The sequence below is a fragment of the Ferrimonas marina genome, from assembly GCF_900129905.1.
Lineage (GTDB): Bacteria > Pseudomonadota > Gammaproteobacteria > Enterobacterales > Shewanellaceae > Ferrimonas > Ferrimonas marina.
On the sequence record NZ_FQXG01000003.1, the window covers coordinates 24,124 to 42,727 of the forward strand.

Annotated in this window: 20 protein-coding genes; 10 read left to right on the forward strand and 10 right to left on the reverse strand. The window is 57.1% G+C overall.

Annotated elements, in window-relative coordinates; all coding sequences use genetic code 11:
* Nucleotides 1–71 precede the first annotated feature (71 nt).
* From BUC04_RS07060 to BUC04_RS07080, 5 genes are all read right to left on the reverse strand, one after another.
* Entirely contained in the window at nucleotides 72–884 is an 813-nt protein-coding gene (locus BUC04_RS07060; RefSeq protein ID WP_067663537.1) for a DNA adenine methylase, read from the reverse strand.
* Nucleotides 885–2,033 (reverse strand): conjugal transfer protein TraF, encoded by a 1,149-nt coding sequence (locus BUC04_RS07065; protein ID WP_067663534.1) that lies wholly within the window; start codon nucleotides 2,031–2,033, stop codon nucleotides 885–887.
* A 69-nt stretch (nucleotides 2,034–2,102) separates the two neighbouring features.
* Nucleotides 2,103–3,002 carry a DNA replication terminus site-binding protein gene (locus BUC04_RS07070; RefSeq protein WP_073325721.1) on the reverse strand — a complete coding sequence of 300 codons (900 nt, stop codon included), beginning with the start codon at nucleotides 3,000–3,002 and terminating at the stop codon, nucleotides 2,103–2,105.
* Between the two features lie 67 nt (nucleotides 3,003–3,069).
* Entirely contained in the window at nucleotides 3,070–3,465 is a 396-nt protein-coding gene (locus BUC04_RS07075; protein ID WP_067663528.1) for a response regulator, read from the reverse strand.
* 7 nt (nucleotides 3,466–3,472) lie between these two features.
* A complete protein-coding gene (locus BUC04_RS07080) occupies nucleotides 3,473–3,865 on the reverse strand; it encodes a hypothetical protein (protein WP_067663525.1) in 393 nt (130 codons plus the stop codon).
* Nucleotides 3,866–4,342: 477 nt separating this feature from the next.
* Here BUC04_RS07080 and BUC04_RS07090 point away from each other — a divergent pair, with 477 nt between their 5' ends.
* Complete coding sequence (locus tag BUC04_RS07090; RefSeq protein ID WP_067663519.1) at nucleotides 4,343–4,912, forward strand: hypothetical protein; 570 nt, start codon at nucleotides 4,343–4,345, stop codon at nucleotides 4,910–4,912.
* A 143-nt stretch (nucleotides 4,913–5,055) separates the two neighbouring features.
* Here BUC04_RS07090 and BUC04_RS07095 read toward each other — a convergent pair whose 3' ends face one another.
* Nucleotides 5,056–5,382: a cold-shock protein gene (locus tag BUC04_RS07095; RefSeq protein ID WP_073325726.1), complete on the reverse strand. Its 327-nt coding sequence runs from the start codon at nucleotides 5,380–5,382 to the stop codon at nucleotides 5,056–5,058.
* Nucleotides 5,383–6,052: 670 nt separating this feature from the next.
* On the opposite strand from BUC04_RS07095, the gene BUC04_RS07100 reads away from it, so the two are divergent.
* From BUC04_RS07100 to BUC04_RS07125, 6 genes are all read left to right on the forward strand, one after another.
* On the forward strand, nucleotides 6,053–6,616 hold the full coding sequence (locus tag BUC04_RS07100) for a hypothetical protein (RefSeq protein WP_067663514.1): 564 nt from the start codon (nucleotides 6,053–6,055) through the stop codon (nucleotides 6,614–6,616).
* A gap of 304 nt (nucleotides 6,617–6,920) precedes the next feature.
* Entirely contained in the window at nucleotides 6,921–7,415 is a 495-nt protein-coding gene (locus BUC04_RS07105; RefSeq protein WP_159437662.1) for a type I-F CRISPR-associated endoribonuclease Cas6/Csy4, read from the forward strand.
* A gap of 43 nt (nucleotides 7,416–7,458) precedes the next feature.
* A complete protein-coding gene (locus tag BUC04_RS07110) occupies nucleotides 7,459–10,299 on the forward strand; it encodes a DEAD/DEAH box helicase family protein (RefSeq protein WP_159437663.1) in 2,841 nt (946 codons plus the stop codon).
* Nucleotides 10,296–11,291 (forward strand): type I-Fv CRISPR-associated protein Cas7fv, encoded by a 996-nt coding sequence (gene cas7fv / locus BUC04_RS07115; protein WP_067663505.1) that lies wholly within the window; start codon nucleotides 10,296–10,298, stop codon nucleotides 11,289–11,291. Before BUC04_RS07110 ends, cas7fv begins: the two co-directional genes overlap by 4 nt.
* Entirely contained in the window at nucleotides 11,276–12,295 is a 1,020-nt protein-coding gene (locus BUC04_RS07120) for a hypothetical protein (protein WP_067663502.1), read from the forward strand. The genes cas7fv and BUC04_RS07120 overlap by 16 nt, the downstream gene beginning before the upstream one ends.
* Nucleotides 12,295–12,972 carry a hypothetical protein gene (locus tag BUC04_RS07125; protein ID WP_067663499.1) on the forward strand — a complete coding sequence of 226 codons (678 nt, stop codon included), beginning with the start codon at nucleotides 12,295–12,297 and terminating at the stop codon, nucleotides 12,970–12,972. Before BUC04_RS07120 ends, BUC04_RS07125 begins: the two co-directional genes overlap by 1 nt.
* Nucleotides 12,973–12,983: 11 nt before the next feature.
* Here the strand turns inward: BUC04_RS07125 and BUC04_RS07130 are convergent, their stop codons facing one another.
* The 3 genes from BUC04_RS07130 to BUC04_RS07140 form a co-directional block, all read right to left on the reverse strand.
* Nucleotides 12,984–13,547 (reverse strand): hypothetical protein, encoded by a 564-nt coding sequence (locus tag BUC04_RS07130; RefSeq protein WP_143165572.1) that lies wholly within the window; start codon nucleotides 13,545–13,547, stop codon nucleotides 12,984–12,986.
* Nucleotides 13,548–13,653: 106 nt separating this feature from the next.
* A complete protein-coding gene (locus BUC04_RS07135) occupies nucleotides 13,654–15,873 on the reverse strand; it encodes a helicase HerA domain-containing protein (RefSeq protein ID WP_067663493.1) in 2,220 nt (739 codons plus the stop codon).
* Nucleotides 15,874–15,949: 76 nt separating this feature from the next.
* Entirely contained in the window at nucleotides 15,950–16,207 is a 258-nt protein-coding gene (locus BUC04_RS07140; protein WP_067663490.1) for a cold-shock protein, read from the reverse strand.
* A gap of 57 nt (nucleotides 16,208–16,264) precedes the next feature.
* Here BUC04_RS07140 and BUC04_RS07145 point away from each other — a divergent pair, with 57 nt between their 5' ends.
* The 3 genes from BUC04_RS07145 to BUC04_RS07155 all read left to right on the forward strand — a co-directional run bounded on the left by BUC04_RS07145 (nucleotide 16,265) and on the right by BUC04_RS07155 (nucleotide 17,733).
* Nucleotides 16,265–16,861 (forward strand): hypothetical protein, encoded by a 597-nt coding sequence (locus BUC04_RS07145; RefSeq protein ID WP_067663487.1) that lies wholly within the window; start codon nucleotides 16,265–16,267, stop codon nucleotides 16,859–16,861.
* Between the two features lie 75 nt (nucleotides 16,862–16,936).
* Entirely contained in the window at nucleotides 16,937–17,233 is a 297-nt protein-coding gene (locus tag BUC04_RS07150; RefSeq protein ID WP_067663484.1) for a hypothetical protein, read from the forward strand.
* A gap of 53 nt (nucleotides 17,234–17,286) precedes the next feature.
* Nucleotides 17,287–17,733, forward strand: coding sequence for a hypothetical protein (locus BUC04_RS07155; protein ID WP_143165573.1), 447 nt, complete (start codon nucleotides 17,287–17,289; stop codon nucleotides 17,731–17,733).
* A gap of 30 nt (nucleotides 17,734–17,763) precedes the next feature.
* On the opposite strand, the gene BUC04_RS07160 is transcribed toward BUC04_RS07155, so the two are convergent.
* Complete coding sequence (locus tag BUC04_RS07160; protein ID WP_067663479.1) at nucleotides 17,764–18,591, reverse strand: hypothetical protein; 828 nt, start codon at nucleotides 18,589–18,591, stop codon at nucleotides 17,764–17,766.
* Nucleotides 18,592–18,604 lie beyond the last annotated feature (13 nt).

Sequence of the window (18,604 nt, forward strand, 5' to 3'; positions counted from 1 at the left end):
AAACATATGCCCTCCCCTAATCAACATAATTATTGTAGGACTCGAAGGGCAAAACTTAGGTATCGGTTGGGCTACTTCGGCAAGTAAATGGCGAGTAACTCACGAACGGATTTCTCAGCGTGGTGTGAGCCGATGGCCCGGGCCACGTCGAATTGCTCAACGTGGTCTGCTGCCTGGTAAAGGGCACGGGTCGATTCGGTATCGTGGTTAGAGATCACCACCTTGATCCCTGTCTGAGATGCTTCAAGGGCCAGTCTGGCCAATTCCAGGTGGTCCGAATGTTGGAAACCGCCGGTACTATACTCCGTGAACGAGTTACGACCGGGTAAAGGCGAGTACGGAGGGTCGCAGTAAATCACATCCCCTGGCTTGGCCAGCCTCATCGTGTCCTGGTAGCTTTGGCAGAGGATGGCGCACTGCTCCAGCCTCTGGGCCGCTTTAAGCAGTCGTTCGGTTGGCAGCGCCGGCTTTCGATAGTGCCCGTATGGCACGTTGAAGCCGCCAGACTGGTTATATCGGATCAGCCCCCGGTAGCCATGCCGGTTCAGGTAGACAAACAGCAGGGCCCTCTTCCGGCTGTCTCGGCACCTATTAAACCGATCCCGCAATCCGTAATACGCAGACTCAGTGTTGTTCTTTGTGGTGAACAGGCGTTCGAGATCTGAGACAAAGGCCCCAGGGTCCGCCTTAAGATGACTGTAGACAGCGATCAGGTCCGGATTGGCGTCCGCCAGCAGGGCCTTATCGTACCCGGATGCGAGGTAGGCTGAAGCAGACCCAACGAAGGGCTCTACCAGGCCTTGGCCAGAATCAATATGGGGTAAAAGGAAATGGCCCAGGCGGGACTTGCCACCGGGCCATTTTAGGAAAGGTCTGTCGCTCATTTAGAACCAGGCGGACATGACGATTCCGGCGCCATAGCGTTCGTCCAGGTCGTAGGAGGTAACCAGATCGAGGTATGCAGGGCCGTGAATGTTGATTCCGAGGCCCAGGGTGAACCGGTCCTTATGTGTGTCTTTGAGGTCGTGCGCATAGCCGGCACGGATTGCGGCCTTGCGGAAGGCCTGCCACTCTACACCGGTACGTAGGTATTTCTCCTCCTGACCGAAGATGTCCTTGCGTGATTCAAGGTCCAGATCTGCGGTAATTAGCACCCGACCATGGTCGTAGGCGGTACCTAGGGTGGTCATACGCTCAACCTTGTATTCGAAGCCACCGAAGCCATGGTCTGCACTAATCACATTACGGCTGATCATGTCTTTGCCCGCAAGGGCGACGCGCCAGTGCTCACCGTACTCGTAGATCATGCCGAGGTCATAGTTGAAGAACGAATCTTCCACCGAGTTCTCGTCGTTCTTGTAGTTGTTAGAGTCGAAGTTATCGATGGTTACCAGGTAGTTGTAGGCGTGCAGTTGCTGGAACTTGGGGCTGAAGCCGAACGCAATACGGTGATCCGCCAGCTGGATGCCCTTGGCAAAGGCAATGCCAATGTCGGTCTTGGCGGTGGCGAATACTTCACCGTAGGAGTTGACCACCGGGTTGGTAGGATCGAGTTGTGTGATGTCGTTTTCGTCGACACTGGCCCGGGTGTAGGCGTTCAGTTGGCCAGCCATAAAGAAGTTGGACGACAGGTATTTGTTCGGCAGGGCCACAAACAGGCCTACGGCACCTTTGAGGTTCGCTTTCTGCCCGTCCAGGGCAATCAGGCTGTCTGCCCAGTCCTGGGGAAGGTTGGGATCCGGATTGCCCGCTTTAAGTTGCTCATGAGCCTCCTGGAAGGTGTCGATACCATCCAATAGGTCCGCTTCATCCTGCAACGACAGGGCGAAAGCAGGAAAGGCAATTGCAAAGTCATCCTCTGCACCATAGGTCGCAACAAGGGCTGGGTTGTGGATCGGGGCGCTGAGGTGGTTGCCCGCAGCGACCCCGGCCCCGCCAATGGCGGCGGTTCGGGCATCCAGCAAATCACTGGCACCGGCGTTGGCACTAAGGACTACGGCGGCAGCAAGGGCCACCCGGACTGTGTACTTCATAAATAACCACTCGGGATAACTTGAGTAATTAATACCTTAACACAGGCAGGGTGGAAACCTTGAGGATGGCTAGTTTCGGATGTAGAGATTCAGCTCAGGGATGAAGGGGGTCCGGTGAGTGACACCTGGCCGGGAGGCTGCTTGGTTGGCATCGGCAAAGTTGGCCAGCGGGCTGATCTTTGTCAGGGGTGAATCCTGGAACAGGAACAGTGGCAGCGAGGCTTTCTTCTGCAGCGACTTCGGTCCGTGCTCGTCGCTAGCACGGCGAAGGTTGCACACAGGGTGGACCTTGATGGATCGGCGCCACTGGTACTGTTGATGTGGTGGACGATGCTGCAGTTCGCTCAGGGCGTACTCACACGCAGAGCGGGACCAGCCGGTGTTGGCCGTATCTACGGCGTCCGATTCGGAAATATGCAGAAGCTTGGCAAAGAGTTCGTCACGGGTGAAGTTGACCAGGCTGAACTTACGCGCCCAGGACCAGCCAACACTGCGTAGAGGGTCTGTATGCAGTGGAACGGCTCTGATAAACTGCAGTGTGATTAGCCCCGGTGCCGCTTCGTGCACAGCTTCAAATCGTTCAGAGCGGGTCTTGAACCGTTCCAGCAGGTGCGCGTGGAAGGCGCGCTTAGTCTCGTTCAGTGCGGCAATCAGGGGTTCGGCGGTCTTGAGGTGCTCTGCTGGGTATTGCAGTAGGCCAGGGTAGCGGGCGACACACTTTGAGGACAGGTCATCTTCCTCGCTCCTGACCATCCAGAAGTCACGCATTCCGCTTTTTAAGTGAGCAACAGCCGTATCGCCGTGAAGTTCGGCGGTGTCGACGTGGGTGATCGGGGCGTGCTCATCATCTGATGGCACCCGGGGGATCTCAAAGGCTAGGGCTCGGGTGGGCGTAACAGAACTCATCCACGCCTTAAGATCGTCCACGGCACGCAAGGCTTCACTGTAATGGAGCTTCAGTAGATTCAATTGGAGGTTCGCTCAGGCTTAATGAACAGCCTTGAGTATAGGGAAAATACCCTGTCCGGACAACTGGCTAGGAAGTGATGACCGGCGCTAGCGCTGAGCCCAGGGAGGTTTTGTTGAAAGGTTTGGTGATGTAGGCCTGCACCCCAGAATCCAGCGCACGGCTGATTAGTTCAGCTCTACTTTCTGAGGAAACCATCACCACGGGGATCCCGGCTTGGTCGCGGTCTTGCTGGATCCGCCGGGTGAGTTCCAAGCCATCCATCCCCGGCATGTACCAGTCCGCCAGCACCAGGTCGAAGCGGCCTGTTGCGAGCATGCTTAGTGCCTGGCTGCCGCTATTGGCCAGTTCAATATCAGTCGCACCCAATTGTCGCAGCTGGCGAGCGATCTGCTTACAGACCGACTCCATGTCATCAACAACCAGGATCCGCTTACCGGTGAGCAATCTGTCGTGATTCATCATCTTCCCCCTAGTAGGAAGCCACTGGAATGATGGCCCCCCCTTGGCTGGCTACTACATCGCGCCAGAAGTCTTGCTGGGTCAGTTTGGGCTTTTCCCTGTCTTGGCGCTGCGCCTCTACGTACTTGCGGGCCATCCAGTTGTGGAAAAGGGTTCGGTACAGGTTGATCCCGAACAGCAGCGACGCGAACACGCTGTACAGAGTGCCCAGCCAGCCGTCGTTAATAATGGCGGCCACCAAGCCGAAGAGCACTGCGACGAACAGGATGGCCGCGATAATAGTCGAGGACTTCAGAGCCTGCTGTAGTTCTTCGGAGGTAAAACTCTCTTCGACAGACTTGGAGCCCTCGAGCAGCTCTTTCGGGTTGATGCGGGCCTCATGGCCCCGGAACAGGCTTTTCATCGCACAATTCTCTCGATAGTTAATACTGATATTATGTCAGATCCATCGGTCTAACTGGGCACCCTACCCGCCCCCGGGTTCAGTACGTACCGCAGGCGCTTTCGCCAGAACGCCCGCCCGGGGGGGGTTAAGATGGCAAGCCAGAATCCGGCTCCAAGGATTAGGGACAGTGCGGACATCACCTCAATTTGCGGGGTGTAAAGTGAGCCCACGCCGCCAGCGCGGAACGGGTACACTATCCAAGTGCTGAGTTCGATAGCCCAGGGTGTTTGCAGTGCCAAAGTGTTTAGTTGCCCGCTGGCAGCCAGGCACAGCAGGGTTATCACCGGCAGAGACATGACCGGGTTGAACAGGTATGGCAGGACCAGCAAGGCGATCATCGTGGGCTCCTCGAGTGGGTCATCAGCACGATTGTGTCAAAGGGTCTTAACCTGGGCAATCCGCAGAACAATAATAATAAGGTCTAGGAGCGAGAACATGGCGGCAGAAATCGATACCAAGGACTTCCATAAGCAGATCGTGTCGCTATGCAGCGCCCGTCTGCTGCGCGGCTTGCCGTTCGATGACCTTGGGCTGATGGCGATGGATCTCGGCTACTTTGAGGCCAGGTTCAGCCGGGGCGATGCAGAAGAGATTGCCTCTGAGCGGCAATTCTTTGGACTCCATGTGTTTGCCCTGTCTCCGCAAGCGGTGACCACAGCCATCGTTGGCGATGTTGATCACCTTCGCAAGCATGGTCTTGTGTTGCGCCCGACTAAGGACGCCGACAAGAAGGATGAGTACCTTTATGTTCGGACCGACAACCAGCGTACGGTTTGGTTCAGCATCCTGCGGTTAATAAGAGATGACAAAGGCGAAGCGTCCGAGTTCAAATCCCAGGCGGAAATTGAGCAGCCCAATATCGACCGAATGCGTGAATTGTCATTACTTATGACTGAACCTAATAACGAGTCAGAGATGCTGGCCAGCGAATTTGTTTCGCCGCCGATCCGTCCCTATTCCGACCTAAAAACGATTTCCGGAATTGACGAAGTGGAATGCCATTAATCTGTAACAGAAAATGAATATTTAGAGTATTCATAGTGCGCATCTATCTCCCTATAGATGATGCGCATATTTATAGCCTCCTCAAAAGCATCAGGCACAAAAAAAGCAGCCCACGGCCGCCTCAGTGTCCAGTGTTTGGGGTGCTACGGTTCGGCAGTCTCGGCCTCTGGCTGGCCCTTGGCTTCACGCTTCATGGTTTCTGCGATGTAGTCGTAGGCTTCAACCGGATCCATCCACTCAGGATCCACGCGGGTCGCGCGATACGCGGGTTTGCCGTCAGTCTCGTGTACCACAAAATCCATGAAGATCTTCTGGCCTTGGCACAGCATGCGGTGTCCGAACATGTCGATTACCGTATGGTGAATCATGACGTGAGAATCGGAGTGGTTTGTTCTGGCGAAACCAAACCCACGTACATCATCAAAGTAATAGACGGTCCCTGGGAACCTATACGTTTTCGGGGCTGACATCCTGCGGCCTCAAGAAGATTGACTATTGTGTATCTTACAGCAATTGAGCGATGAAACCAGAGTAAAAAAACACACAAAAACAACATCAAGGTACTAGGTTTTGTCTCCAGATGACCTAGTTTGTCTCTGTGGTTTGTGCTTCTGGTGTGTGGGCCGAATGATAGACAGGCGACCCGGCCTGAATCAAGCTCGCTGAACAGGTGTACATGTTGGTTCAGGAGATGTACAGGGGGCATTCTGGCTGGGGTATAGCTGAACATAGGTCAGACCACCTGAGCGCTAAGCCCAGTAAGTGAACCTGAGCTTAGCCTGTCTAATGAGGGAGGTGGTAGCCTGGCGTAGACCGGTAACTAGATTCACAGCCGTCCCGTTGCTCGAGGGCGGCGAGATATGAGTGGTACTAGGCACTGTTCGAATTAATTTGCCCTATTGCTGCCGGAACCCCTAATCGAAGTTCACCCCATATGAGTCGCCCTCAAGGAGTTTTACACCAGCAGTAGCCCCCGGGGTATGCATTTTATCCCCTTCCGCTCTCGCTAACGTATTAAGCGCGGGTGTGCATCCCTCTTTTAGTCCGTAAATATTGCGCCTGGAACCTCATTCGTTAGTGCCATGAGTCAGATCGGCGTTTGATATACTGAAGGAGTAGATATGAAGTTGGAGATGTGGAATGGCGATTTCAAAACGGGGATTGGGCCGTCCGGATATTGTTCAATTTAATGAGGATGACCTCATTGTGGTTTTCCGGGCTATTGATCGCGCTAACCCCATCACTGGAGCCGTTTTAGATCCTGAGGGGAGGTTGATCACCCGCTCGCTCTGTATTCCGGCCACTGAGCACAACCTAAAGGACGCTAAGCAGTTCCTGGACAGCCCTGTTCAGACATCGGCTCGTTCTGATTTCGGTAGCAATGTGGAGTTCGGAAGGTCTGTCGTGGGCGCGATCCACCCGTGGGTGGTGTCACAAGATGGCTACAGCGTTAGTGCGCCTCCGATCTGCGCAGTCAAGGACCCAGAAACCGATCGTTATTACACTGTCGCTGTGTCCAGGGTCGGTGGTGGCACTGTTAAGGGAGTGATCACTGGCTCCTACACTGAGGAAGAGTTTTACTCGCAGTTCAGTGATGGCCACCCCGATTTAGGAGATATTAGCGTCGGACACCACGTTAAGAAGCGTCTCGAGGGGCAACGGCAACTAGCAACTCAGCTTGGCCGTGGTATGGACGGCCGTTGAGTTCTCGCTTGGCTAGTAATGTCCGATCCGGTGTAACTGTGAAAAAGCCTCGGCCCCACGTCCCGGCATTGAGTTGCAAGCGGATCCCGGGATTCACCACAGTAGGGGCAACCCTGCCCTGGCTGGCTTTGGCCGGGCTCATCGCGGCCTTTACCTTCCACTGAATGAGCGGCATTTGCAAAGGGGATTGGGGTTTTCCAATCCCTGTCTTAGTATGACCTAAACCCAATAATTAATTGGTTTTATGGTTTACTGCATTGGACTGCAGATTCTGGTCATGGGCCCTACCCGTCACGGGGAGGTCATGACCTTGCTGCATAAGGCGCTGGGCTCAGTTGATGCTCCCGGCGCCATAGGGATAGCCTTTCCTGATTATCGCCTCGCGCCTACGCGCAGTTTGGGCCGTGGCTTTGTGCTCTTTGCTGAGGACCCACACTCCCTGTCCAGCCTTTTGGTGTCCCCACCTTTTTGTGCCTTGTCTGGTCAAGAGGGGATCCTGACCTACCCCGTTCAAGCTATCCCTAAGCAGGCCAGTTGGGTCCGCTTTTCCCGCGAACGCCGCCGGCAGCGGCGGGCACTGAAAGCCACCGGGCGTTACAAAGACAACGCCTTACCCAGTTTCGACATCAACAGCACATCCAATGGCCATCGCTTTCAGATCGCTGTCAGGATGGCGCCCGTTGATTCCACCGAGGTTAGAAGTGGCCTTGGCCCGTACAGCAGTTACGGCCTCAGCGCCGGCCTAGGCGGCATCGCGCCGCTGTTCCCAGTTGAGATGCTGCAACATGATTGCCAATAAAGCGGGCCAGATCCTATGGCAGCACAACCAGGCGGTGGGTGAGTTGGCTGCGGCCCTGTTTGATCAGGCTGCGTTTCATTTTGACTCTGCCTGTTTTGCGGGGATGCCCGAGGTGTCACTGGGCCGGTTGCGGGAGACGATCCGTGTCAGTGGTCGCTGCGGGGACCTGGGTAAGATGCTGCCGGCGTTTCAGGCCTACATTCAGCAGGTGGCAGAGTTCGATGAGCGGGAAGCTGAGTGCCCTGACTACGATCCCCTGGTACAGCCTCTACATCATGAGTTCTCACTGCTGTTGGCGGCGGCCTTGGTAAGCGGCAATGCCCAGGTTTACCCCGACATCGTTCTCTATGGAGTCTATTGGCACCATGCGCAGTTGGTTCGCACAGAAGCAGGCCGAATAGCCGACGACACCAGGGCCATGGTGATCCGTTCACTACAGTTGTCCCAGCAAGAAGAGTTCCGCGAAGCGTTCGAGGCCTACCGCACGGCGGCACCAGAGCATCTCCAGGGTGTCGAGTTACACCACCTTCCGGAAGCTTTGCCGGGCCTGCTGGATTCACCGTCTCTCAACTTCAAATCCGCGGCACCGTTTAAGCAGGTAGCTAACGGGATGTGTCTTAAAGCAACTGTACAGCGGCACTGTGCTGAGCATTCAGCACACTGGCATCACAACCTGCTGTGCTCGATCACCAGGGCGATGGTCGTGTGTGCCGACCGGGCGGTTTCTGCCTTGTCCCCGGCCGAACTCTCAGCCTTGGTAGAGCAGTCGGGTTATCCGCAAATGGCGCAGGCGATCTACGATGACGGCATGGGGAGCGGGGTATTGACCCCTTCTATTGCTCGCTACTTGGGCGGGTTCGACCAGTCTCAGCCACGTGTGCAGCAGCAAAAGAAAGCGGCCATGGCCCTGGCCTATACCGACGCTCGGATCTGTTCCGCTGCACCCGGGGTGGGCAAGACCAAGATTGCCCTGGAGGCCGTGCGGTTGAGGCCGCGGGAAAGGGGTAAGGTCCCCCTGTATTGGATCTGTCCTCGTAAGGCAGTGTGTGAAGCGGTGCGGCACGAATTGCTGCAGCAGTTGCCCGAAGCCCAGATAGCGTTGCTGACCGGTGATGAGCAAACCGTGACTGGTCCAGGCGGTACGGTCCCGCTGGAAGAGCAGGCCTTTGACATCCTGGTGACCACGGTAGACCAGATGATGGCTGATCTTCTTCAACATGTCAGGGCTGACCGGCTTATCAGCTTCCTTGCCGCCAGTGTCGTGTTTGATGAGTTCCACGAGGTGATCACCGATCCTGCCCTGCTCCCCTTCTTTTGGGAGCTAGTCTGGCTCAAGACCTACCAGTCCGATCGTGACATTACTTTGCTGTCCGGTACCCCGGCACCGGTGCACCTTCAGTTTCTTGGGGCCTACTGGTCCAAGCCAGCACACAGCGTTCGCTGCCGCCGGCACAGCGCGACTAAATACCAGTTGGACTTCGCCAGGCTCAACGCCGCGGCAGTACAGGATCGGATCGTGCGCGAAGACTGCAAGGACACAGCGGTGTTCTTGAACCGGGCAGCGTCAGTACAAGCGGCTTACCTGGGCGCCATCGAGCGCGGTTGCCATAGTGCCCTCCCCTTTCATGCCAGTCTCAGCACATCTGACCGTCAGCGCCTACTCGCGCTGCTGCAGGCGAATTTTGGGCCCACCACATCTAACCAGCTCTTTGATCGCCTGATCAGTGGCCCTGCCGGGCGTGCTGCTTTGAATATCTCTAGGGCTAAGGGTCTGCTGGAGGTAGCGGCGCCGGAATCGACGCTGCAGCAGTTTGGTCGTATTGCCCGCTTCGGAGGCGCGGAATTTGCCCCGGTGACGCTGTTCAGCGATCCAGACCGTGCAGCCTTGCCACTGCCAGGCGAATCGGTGGAGCCTATTAAGGATTACTCGCTCTCGAAGCAGCACAGTGCCCATACGGCGTTGGCCTTTTTGATGTGGATGCAATTGCGGGCCGGATCGGCGCTCGATATGGATGAGCTGTCGGATCTCTACCTCGAATTCTATCGGGCCCTGCTCTGCTCTGAAACGTCCGACGTCTCCGCCGAACTTGCGCGGTCACAAGGATTGTGGATCACAGAGGGTGACGCGCTACTGTGGGGCGTGCTCAGTGAAAGCCTGTCGGGGGAACCGCTGACCTGGCCCAGGCAATTGAAAAAGCGTCTTGGGGAGTTGGCTGAATCCGATAAGCAAGCCGGTGGGGCGTTCATCGCCCGGGATGTGCTGGACAGGGTCAAGGCGTCGCTACCGGCATGGCATCAGAGGCTAAAGCAGGCGCTGGCCTGGCCCGCGCAAGCACAGGGTGCGGTCATGGCAGATTTTCTGGCTTTCTCTGCAGAGATTGAAGAGCGCGGCCTTAAGGCGTGCGCTTTGGCACCGCGGAAATACCTGGTGAGTAATGGCCAGCGTCAAGTCTCCAAGATCAATCTGCGTGGGCGGTCGGTGTACTGCTCCGCCCCCCTTGAGCATTACAAAGAGGATCGCCTGCATCAACTGGGGTATCTGGGCCAGGGTACTGACTGCCCGGCAGAGCTGGTCAGCGTGGATGAGCAAAGGCTGGCGCGGGGCCGGGACTTTGATGAGGTCTGTGACCGTGCGAAGCGGCACATGGCCCATGTCACCCCCGCTCGCCTCAAGCGGATGCGCAACCGGCTGACCTTCGGGGCTGCCAAGATCCCGGTGCAGAAACAGATGCTGGTAGATGCGCGCCGGCCGGATGCCCCGCTGGTGTTGGGACTGACCGAGCAGCACATGGAAGAGTTAGGGATGGCGAAGCCGGTGGGCTTTCGCTACGTCATCGTGGAGTCGAATAAGGAGTCGGTGCCAGTGGGGTTAGTCGAAGTATGATCGACGGGATCAAGTATGTAGAGCTCGATATACGGGCCCACGGCTATGGCGTGGTGAACTGGAACGGAGTAGCAACCAAGGGGGAGCCGGTCAAGGTTGCCGGACAGACCTACGTTCCTGAGTATTCCAACCACACCATCCCTAAGCTGAGAAACGGCCAGATCTACGTCAGTTCCAAGTGCATTCGCCACTACCTGTTCCGGGAAGAGGCCTTTGGCCTGGCCATGTCCGGTGATGCCTGCTTCCACGCCAAGTCCGGCGAGGGGGTTGGCTTTCTCGAGCAGAAGCTACTGGCTATGCTCAGCTCATCAGTAGGGCTACTGCGCGGCTACCTCGAAACCGTCAAAGGCGCCGCATCCGGAGGCTACATGAAAGCCTCCCCGTTGACCGTCTCTGACTTCGAGGAGACCCTGGGTAACGTCACGCTGTACGAGCAGCACTGCCACGGTGCCGATCCCACCGCTGACGGCAAGGGGAACACCTTCTTCAGTCGCACGACAGCCGGCGAAACCGCTTACCGCGGGCGATGCGTGATTGGGATAGAGGATCTGCAGTTCATCTCACTGTCCACGGTTGCCTGGCGCTGCGCTTACCCAATCCAGGGTGGGGCACTGGACGCTGGGGTCGTTGAGGCCACAGAGCGCCTTCGGGTAGGGATATTGGATTACCTGGAACGTGCCAAGTTGATGCTTGGGTTGGACCAGCTGAAGCCTGGGCTGCAGGTAGGCCTGTTCAGTCGCCGCAATGCGTTGGTGCCGCTTAATGAATATGGCTTATTGCTGGATCAGGACGCAATAGAGGTGCTGGTTCAGTTGGTGATCGCCCGGTTTAAAGCATTGGTGATCACCCAGGGTCAGGGCATGTTCGCCGTCGACGATGTCAGGGTCTGTTTTAGTGACCGGCCGCAGCGATGGGATACCACTAAGTTCCAGGGCAACGAGCGAGGCGAGCCCTATGCCCAATACTACGAGGCTCAGTGGTGCTGGTTCTGACCTTCAATGTCAGCGGCGCTGACTTGAGCCAGCATGACGCCCCCTCCAGCCCGGGAGCGGCCGAGTTTCGCCGTCATGGTGCCAACCCCATCTACCACTCCACGGGTCGGTCTGATCTGGCACTGGGTTTGTTACATCGCTTTGCCGGCGACATTCGAAGAATGACGCTGATAGAGCAGGGGCCAAAAGGGTGCCTGGAGGGGGTCCGGGTGAGTCACATTGCTGATTGGCAGCAACACGAACAGGACTCCGCCCGGCTGGCCCGGGTTAAGACGGCAAGTTCAGCGGATGGGCATCTCTGTGTCCCGGGCCAATGGGCCGCTGCGAAGCCGGCTGTTGCGGTTCTTGAGCAAAGTTGCGCTCTGGCGGTGATCACTGCCTCGGCGGAGCAGGTGTTGTCGGTGTTCTCAGGTCTGGAGCCGGAGGAATTGGCTGTGATGGTGAGGGCGGCCCCTTTGTGGTGGGACGGTGAGATGAGTCCTGGGCAGGAGTGGCAGATTGATGCCCTTGAGGCGGTGGCACGGTGGTCCCGTCCACCGACCGAGGATTGGTTGAGTCTCAGCTATGCCGATGCCCGTAACGAAAAAGACCCGGCGCATGTGCGCCAGCTCAGGGCGGTGCTTATGGTGTTGTTGGTGTCGCATTGCCGGCAGCGGTGCGAGCGCGGTTTCGCCCATGGCTTTGTCAATCGGATGAGGTTGTTGAAGCAGGTGGCCGGCAAGCCTATTGCTGGTGGGTGGGTAAGCCCTGCCCGCCCCTACTTCGAAGCGCTTTACAGCGGTGCAGTAGCCAAGTCGGTGCACCAGTACAAGCGCGGCGGGCGGCGCGCAGATGGCCAGGTGACACTCACGGTGGCTTCGGTGAAGGACACGCTGGAAGAGCGCTGGACTCACCTGCGGCAAATACAGCGGGTAATAGAGCAATCGGGGGTTCTGCTGAGTCGCTATGGTCGCAGCGGTACCGCACAGTTGATGAGCGTAGTTTTAAGTCCGGAGGAGGACTGATGAAGGGTTTGGCCCTTGAGTTTGGCGTGGAGCAGTGCAGTATTGGTACCGGCACGCCCGTGGTGGTGGTGGTGAGCAAAGCCTTATGCCCTAAAGCCTTCCAGGTGTTATCCGACCGGGAGATGGCAAAGTACGACAATGCACTGGCTTATGCACAGCAGGCACGTGATGAACAGTCTGAGGGCATGCAGGAGCTGTGGCGGTTTCTGGCCCAGGTGCAACGCCGGTGGAAGGCCTCATTTACCATTGCCTGTACGTCGCAGTTGGGGCTGCACCAGGGGAGCGGCGCTAATGTAATGTCCCTGTTCGGCACCTGGGGGGACCGCAGCTGTTTCAATTGCGGCTGGTCAGGCCCAGTTAGTGGTGAAGGGGTGGTTCAGTGCCCGGCATGCGACAGCGAAACCGAGTTGAGTGACTTGAGTCGTGTGATGTTTGATCCGCATCCTGATACGTTGATGCCGTTCTACCACAGGTTGGAGCAAGCCGGTGCCCTACTCTTGCTGGGCCCGATGGACAGCTCAGATGCACCGCTACACTTCTCGCCCTTGGTACGCCGATCAAAACTGATCGACTGCTATCTGGTGTCCGACCAGAACCCCCACTCCGAGTTGACCTCGGTGCAGATGCCACTCAAGCCTACCGAGGCGATAAGGCTGAACAAGTTAGCGCTGTGCTAGTGAGTTAGCGGCTAGCTGGCCAGGCCTTGCTTGGCATAGCTTTGCCAGGCTGCACGGTCTTGTCGCTTCACTGCGACGTGGTAAGGGTTGGTGGAGCGGATCTCAGCCGGGGCGGTGCCGCCGGGGAATTCGAAGATCAGTCTGCTGATCCCGGAGGCCTGGCAATCGGTGAGCTCAAGGATGGTAATATCGGGGAATCGTTCGAGGGCGGATCGGCGTAGATTGCGTCGCATCGCGCGGTACTTTTCGCGGTCATGATGGGCCTGATCGGCACACTGCTGGCTGCAGTAAAAGCGGTAGGTGTCGCTGAGAACCGGCTCAACCTCTCCCTGGTCGATGCAATGGTTGTCGGTGATCCGGCCGCAATGCTCGCACTCGTGGGGCACGTCGTGGTTAAGGACCAACTCCAGCTTGGATGCTGCCGGATCCTCCGCATAGCAGTCCAGTTCCGGCACCCGCTCGTAGGTCATCTCCGAGGTGGGATCCTCCGATGGGCACTGCCCTTGAAACACCAGTTGTATTGTCCCTTCCGTGGTGTTGCGAAGGAGGTACGCTAAAGCCAATCCGTTATGCATAAGACCACTCAATCCAAAACTTCACACAACGCCAATCCTTTGGCGCCGACAACTCAACGTCAGGAATACTAACAACGCCAACAGCTTATTCACAATGGCCGATCTCTTACACGGCCGGTGACTTTTCTCTCGAAAAAGCAGAACCTTCTGACTGCACAGCGTTCGCAACCAGATGGGCTAGCTTGAGTTCCACCTGCAGCTGATCGTTTTCTCGGTTGGCACGATTTAATGCGCGAATGCAGGTTAAATGGTTGTGACGTTCCACCAGGTACTGACGATTGATCCGCTCCTGCAGCGTCGCCCTTTCTGATTCGGCAAAGTCCGCACTGGCGTAGCTTGTGGTGGGGTCCTGATGCAGTGCCGCCACGGTGAGCACCAGATCGGTCAAATCGGTTCGAAACCAGCCGCGGGCCCGTTCAGGGACGTCTTCCGCCGTAATATCCTGGCCGAGCAGGTGCACATGGACAGTGTCTTCGTTGATATCCTCGATCAGCTCCAGCATGGCCAGTGAGCGCGGATCGGAGTTGAGCGATTTGGCGACTGGAGCCGGTAACATCAGCACAACGTGAGCGGCCTCCTCAAGCACCAGCTCTTCCTCGTTGCCGAACCGCCCTTCCAGCTCCTCTTTCAAGCACTCTAGGGAGTCAACCAGTGTCGGTGCGCTCTTACTGCCGTAATCGCTGAACCAGTCCAGGTGGTTTTCTATCGAGTATCGGGCCTCGCTGAGCAGGTTGCGCAAACCCGGCGCCAGCATCGATGCGTTGTGATCGAAGTCCTCGACGTTGCTCAGCACATGAACAGTCAGGGCCTCTGTGATCAGCACGGGGCCAGCGGGGGCGTCGGAGACGGCCTCACTCTGCGGCGCTTCTAGCAACGGGTTTTGAGCCAGTTGCCGGTTGGCCCAGTGGTAGTTCTTGGCAGCCGGTGCGAATGGGTGCTCAACAAAGTGGGCCATGTGGGGCAGCGCTTCGCTTTGGCCCAACAAAATGTCTGCTTGGATGGACGCGCCCTTACTGGCCTCATTGATGTCTGAGATGAGGTATGCCCAGTTGCGGCCCTTGGGGCGTGACAGGTCCTCTGCTTGTGCATCAGAGATGGTCGGCTGGCAGAAGTGATGTACCGTCGCCTCGTCGCTGGTAGACAGCAGCACCTTGTTCCGGCAGTTCTGCAAGATTGCATAGACCGCCTCGCGTGGAGCCTGGGCAAACAGGCTCGATAACCCCTGGGTACCCAGTAGGTTTACGTGCCCGTACTCACGGGACTTATCAAGAAACAGGTTGTCGTCGATCGCACCGGTCGCCGCCGCTCCGGCGGTGGCGCTGAGAAAGTGCTGATATTCATCAATCAGCAGGAAGGTGCATGGGGCAATGGTGTCCTGGTAGGCCTTGCGTACCTCGGTCGGAACGCTGAACACCGCCTCAGCAAAACGCTGGCGAAGAATCCGGGCGCAGGTGTAGGCCGATTGGGCGAACACCGAGTAAGGCAGATCCAGCACGATGATCTTGCCCTGGCGGTACACCAGATCGGCAATGTCTGGTGCCTGGGTGTTTTCGGCGCTGAGCTTTGCCCTTAGTTCCAGGTTGGTGGCAAAGGGCCGCAGCACCCCGATCAGCACTGAGGTCTGCCAGGTGTACTGGGCTTGTGTCTGCTGGAAGTCCGCCTTAATCAGATCCGTGGGGCCCAGGCCTCGATAGCCACCCATCCACAGGATGCTGAACCGATCAGCAATGGCCTGTCTGAGGTAGTGCGCCAGCGTTTCGGGCAGCTGGCTGCGGCGGTGGATGGCTGCCCACAGCTCTTCACAGAAGCGATTCGGTTGCACCAGGTGGTCGTAGATCAGCGCCAACGAGGGCTCGGTGTTCAAGCAGTCTTTCAGTGCGTGCGCCACCAGCAGGGCATCCCGGATCCCACCCAGGCCCCATTGCCTATCGGTAGAGCGGTAGGCATTGACCTCTGCCTCAAGCAGTTGCCGTAGGCCCTCATCACTCATGCCCTGGATCAGGTTGATGGGGTCGCAGTGCTCAGAGGCGCCAATCACGGTCAGCTTGCTCTTTGCTGTGGCGCTGGAAAGGTAGCTTAAGTAGTCCCCTTTGATGTCCAGTACCAGACCCGCGCAATCCTGTTCGAGTAGGGAGCGGGTGGCGGGGAGGAACACACTGCGGGTCTTGCCGGAGCCGGTTCCACCAAGCACCAGCAGATTGCGGGTCAGGTCATTGAGGCTCAGGCCGGCTTCGTTGTTGCCGTCGGCTTGGGTGTCTTCGTGATAGCCAATGCTACGTCCACCGCGTTGGCGCAGTGGGAACGAGAGGATAGGTTTTGCAGTCATGAAAGCCTGGTTCAATCGTTATGTAGAACCAAGCTAGCACGGGGGGATCCGATCCCCAATAAGGGGGAGGGTTGAGTTAACGGTGCAGGGGGTTGGGGCCGCGACGGTGCACTAGCACTACGTCTCTGGCGCGTAGGCCTTTTTCCGTCAGCTCCATGGTGAAGTCGACTTTGTCGCCCGGTTTGAGATTAGTGTGACCGGTGATATCGTCGCTGGTGACGTAGGTTTCAACCGCGGCGATATCGGGAATGATGAAACCGCCCCCTTTCTCGGCGACGTATTGACGCACGGTCCCTTTGACATGCTTAACTGGCGGGCGCTCTACCTGTGACATCGGCTCTGTTCCTACGGCATCTATTCTACGGAAAGGCGTATAAGACGAAAAACATACATGAAGCATATAGCCAAAGCAACTGAAGTGCCTGGGGCGAGCCAGTTCGTCAGTAAAGCGGTGCTCGAAGATTTCTGCGTTTTAATGATCCGGGGCCCCATGTTGGTCCGCGGGGTGTGGCTGGGTGAGGACGTCGACCTGTTCGATGCCTTGATGACTGCCATGGTGGATTACTGTGGCAGTGGTGGCCGAGTCCAAGGATCATCAATACGCGCCCTGGTGGTCACCGATACGCCCATTGCTCTGTCAAAACTCCAAACTCAGATTGTTGTTGATGAGTCCCTGTCATCGGTCGGGTTAGGGATGACGATCGGGCGGTCTGACGCGGATCTGTACGTGTTCGCAACCACCCGTCCGCTGACCGAGATGACGCCTGCTATGAAGCACGCCTATAAGAGCGTGCTCACCATGGGCCGACGGGTACTGTTGTGCCAGCGCTGTTACGATGCGGATTACTGCATGGAGGTCGACTATCGTGACTTCGCCAGGCACGAGGGTGGCGGCGCCCTCTTCAAGCCTATATCGCGTATTTATCATGCCTCACCAGTCCCAGTTTCCAAGGGCGGTCAAAAAAAATACTGGTTAAGTGTACATTAGTGTTGCTCGGAAAATATACTTGTGTATAATTGTTCTTGCTCAACTAAGGTTCACTTGGACACAAGGACTGTTTCTATGAAGCTGCAACAACGCTCGGACGGAGTTGACGGACTCCAGTCTCTGCAAGTGTCACACATCGTCATGTTAGTGGTGGCGGTGGCGGGTGTAGCGGTACTGGCGGTGTTTAAGCCAGCGACGGCCGCACTTCTTACCTTCTTTGGTGGTTTGGCATGGTACAGTAAGTCGAAAGTGCCTGCCTTCACTCCGAACGCCCCCAAGGGCGAGCGGGAAGAGGAGGATATGGACCCCATCAAGCCTGAGATGTATCAGGCACGACGGCGTCCCAACCGAGGCCCTGCGGAGTCTCGATGAGAAAAAGGGCCTTCGAGGCCCTTTTTTGTGAGTTAAACATGGCGTTGAGAAGCATGAAGTACATATTTATTGCAGTTTCTGCTCTACTCCTGGCGGCATGCTCCGTTAGTAGTAAGGATCCCCTGGATAGGCTTTCGTATAGCTACGTCAAAATTTGCACCGACGAAACCGAGTCCTGCCTTACCCACATGAACCTGGTGGTAACCCAGTTTGCCGGCAAGCCCATCGTCGCAACGGTACGTTACCGCGGTAAGTACTACGAAAGTGAGAATCGGGTTGTGGCTTTGCGCGACGGTGAGGGCACCGTGACTCGGCAAGCAGAGTTGGGGAAGTTCTGTGATCCCAAGGGTTGCGGGCGCTACTTCATGCTGGAGTTCGAGTTGCCGCAGCGTGACTTTGAGGTATACAAAACCGTGGGGCACGTCGCGTTGCTGGACATCGGTGATCGGGTAGAGAGCCTTTACATCCCGCATACTGCGTTTCAGGCTGCCGGACACTAGCCCGCAAACAGCGATAGCATGATGACCCGCCTACTTGGCGGGTTTCACGTTCTTGGGGATGGTGTCGGTGACCAGTTTCCTGATCAGCAGTTCCAGCAGCATCTTGCTGCCTTCGGTCGGTGCGTTGCCTTTGAACGATGCCGGGGTCCCGGTCACCCGCTTGAGATACCCTTCCGCACACAGGGCCAGCATTTCGCACAGCCTTACCGCGGCATGATACTGCCAGTTATTGCTCTTACCCAGCGGGGTGCCAAAGGCGGTCACGACTTCTCGCATAGGCTGGCCCTGGTTATCCACCACTGCCCGTAAGGCAAAGCTGATCGCGCCATTGCGGCTGGCTTTAGGCAACAGTTCTGTCGGGCTGAAGTCGATCCGGTGTTGGGTGTGCTTAGCGGAAAGGTAGGGGATCACGTCTGGCCGCCAGTTGGAGGGCATCGCCTGTACCCGGCTACGGATCAGGCCAGCGCCTTGCAGGGAGAGTCGCCGAACCAGCGCTTTTGCTTGGTCATTGAGGTTGGCGGCACGGTCGAACTCATCACTGGTGCCGTCCTGACTTTGCTGGGCAATGACAATCTGCCTGCGCAGTGATGGGGTGTAGTGGCGCAGCACGTAAAGCTTGTGCTCGTTGGTGGCGGTAACCAGTACCTTGACCAGGTGCCTTGCTTCACCAATGGTCATGGCCAGTTTCACCGAGTTGCGTTCCGGCGGCATGGTGTCGAACTCGTGATTCAGTTTGTCACGGAGTTCCTGGCAGTGCTTTGCTTCCTGGGAATCCCAAACGGCCGGGTTCCTGTTCAGGCAGAACAAGACCGGGCGGCTGATCAGGAAGTCGTGTTTGCTGTCGTCGGTAACGTGCATATTTAAAGTATAA

Coding starts and splice junctions, on each gene's coding strand:
- BUC04_RS07100 (WP_067663514.1), top strand. CDS start 6,053: ATGGCGATTTCAAAACGGGGATTGGGCCGTCCGGATATTGTTCAATTT.
- BUC04_RS07145 (WP_067663487.1), top strand. CDS start 16,265: ATGAAGCATATAGCCAAAGCAACTGAAGTGCCTGGGGCGAGCCAGTTC.
- BUC04_RS07140 (WP_067663490.1), bottom strand. CDS start 16,207: ATGTCACAGGTAGAGCGCCCGCCAGTTAAGCATGTCAAAGGGACCGTG.
- BUC04_RS07080 (WP_067663525.1), bottom strand. CDS start 3,865: ATGAAAAGCCTGTTCCGGGGCCATGAGGCCCGCATCAACCCGAAAGAG.
- BUC04_RS07060 (WP_067663537.1), bottom strand. CDS start 884: ATGAGCGACAGACCTTTCCTAAAATGGCCCGGTGGCAAGTCCCGCCTG.
- BUC04_RS07160 (WP_067663479.1), bottom strand. CDS start 18,591: ATGCACGTTACCGACGACAGCAAACACGACTTCCTGATCAGCCGCCCG.
- BUC04_RS07065 (WP_067663534.1), bottom strand. CDS start 2,033: ATGAAGTACACAGTCCGGGTGGCCCTTGCTGCCGCCGTAGTCCTTAGT.
- BUC04_RS07125 (WP_067663499.1), top strand. CDS start 12,295: ATGAAGGGTTTGGCCCTTGAGTTTGGCGTGGAGCAGTGCAGTATTGGT.
- BUC04_RS07155 (WP_143165573.1), top strand. CDS start 17,287: ATGAAGTACATATTTATTGCAGTTTCTGCTCTACTCCTGGCGGCATGC.
- BUC04_RS07095 (WP_073325726.1), bottom strand. CDS start 5,382: ATGTCAGCCCCGAAAACGTATAGGTTCCCAGGGACCGTCTATTACTTT.
- BUC04_RS07135 (WP_067663493.1), bottom strand. CDS start 15,873: ATGACTGCAAAACCTATCCTCTCGTTCCCACTGCGCCAACGCGGTGGA.
- BUC04_RS07150 (WP_067663484.1), top strand. CDS start 16,937: ATGAAGCTGCAACAACGCTCGGACGGAGTTGACGGACTCCAGTCTCTG.
- BUC04_RS07130 (WP_143165572.1), bottom strand. CDS start 13,547: ATGCATAACGGATTGGCTTTAGCGTACCTCCTTCGCAACACCACGGAA.
- BUC04_RS07105 (WP_159437662.1), top strand. CDS start 6,921: ATGACCTTGCTGCATAAGGCGCTGGGCTCAGTTGATGCTCCCGGCGCC.
- BUC04_RS07075 (WP_067663528.1), bottom strand. CDS start 3,465: ATGATGAATCACGACAGATTGCTCACCGGTAAGCGGATCCTGGTTGTT.
- cas7fv (WP_067663505.1), top strand. CDS start 10,296: ATGATCGACGGGATCAAGTATGTAGAGCTCGATATACGGGCCCACGGC.
- BUC04_RS07090 (WP_067663519.1), top strand. CDS start 4,343: ATGGCGGCAGAAATCGATACCAAGGACTTCCATAAGCAGATCGTGTCG.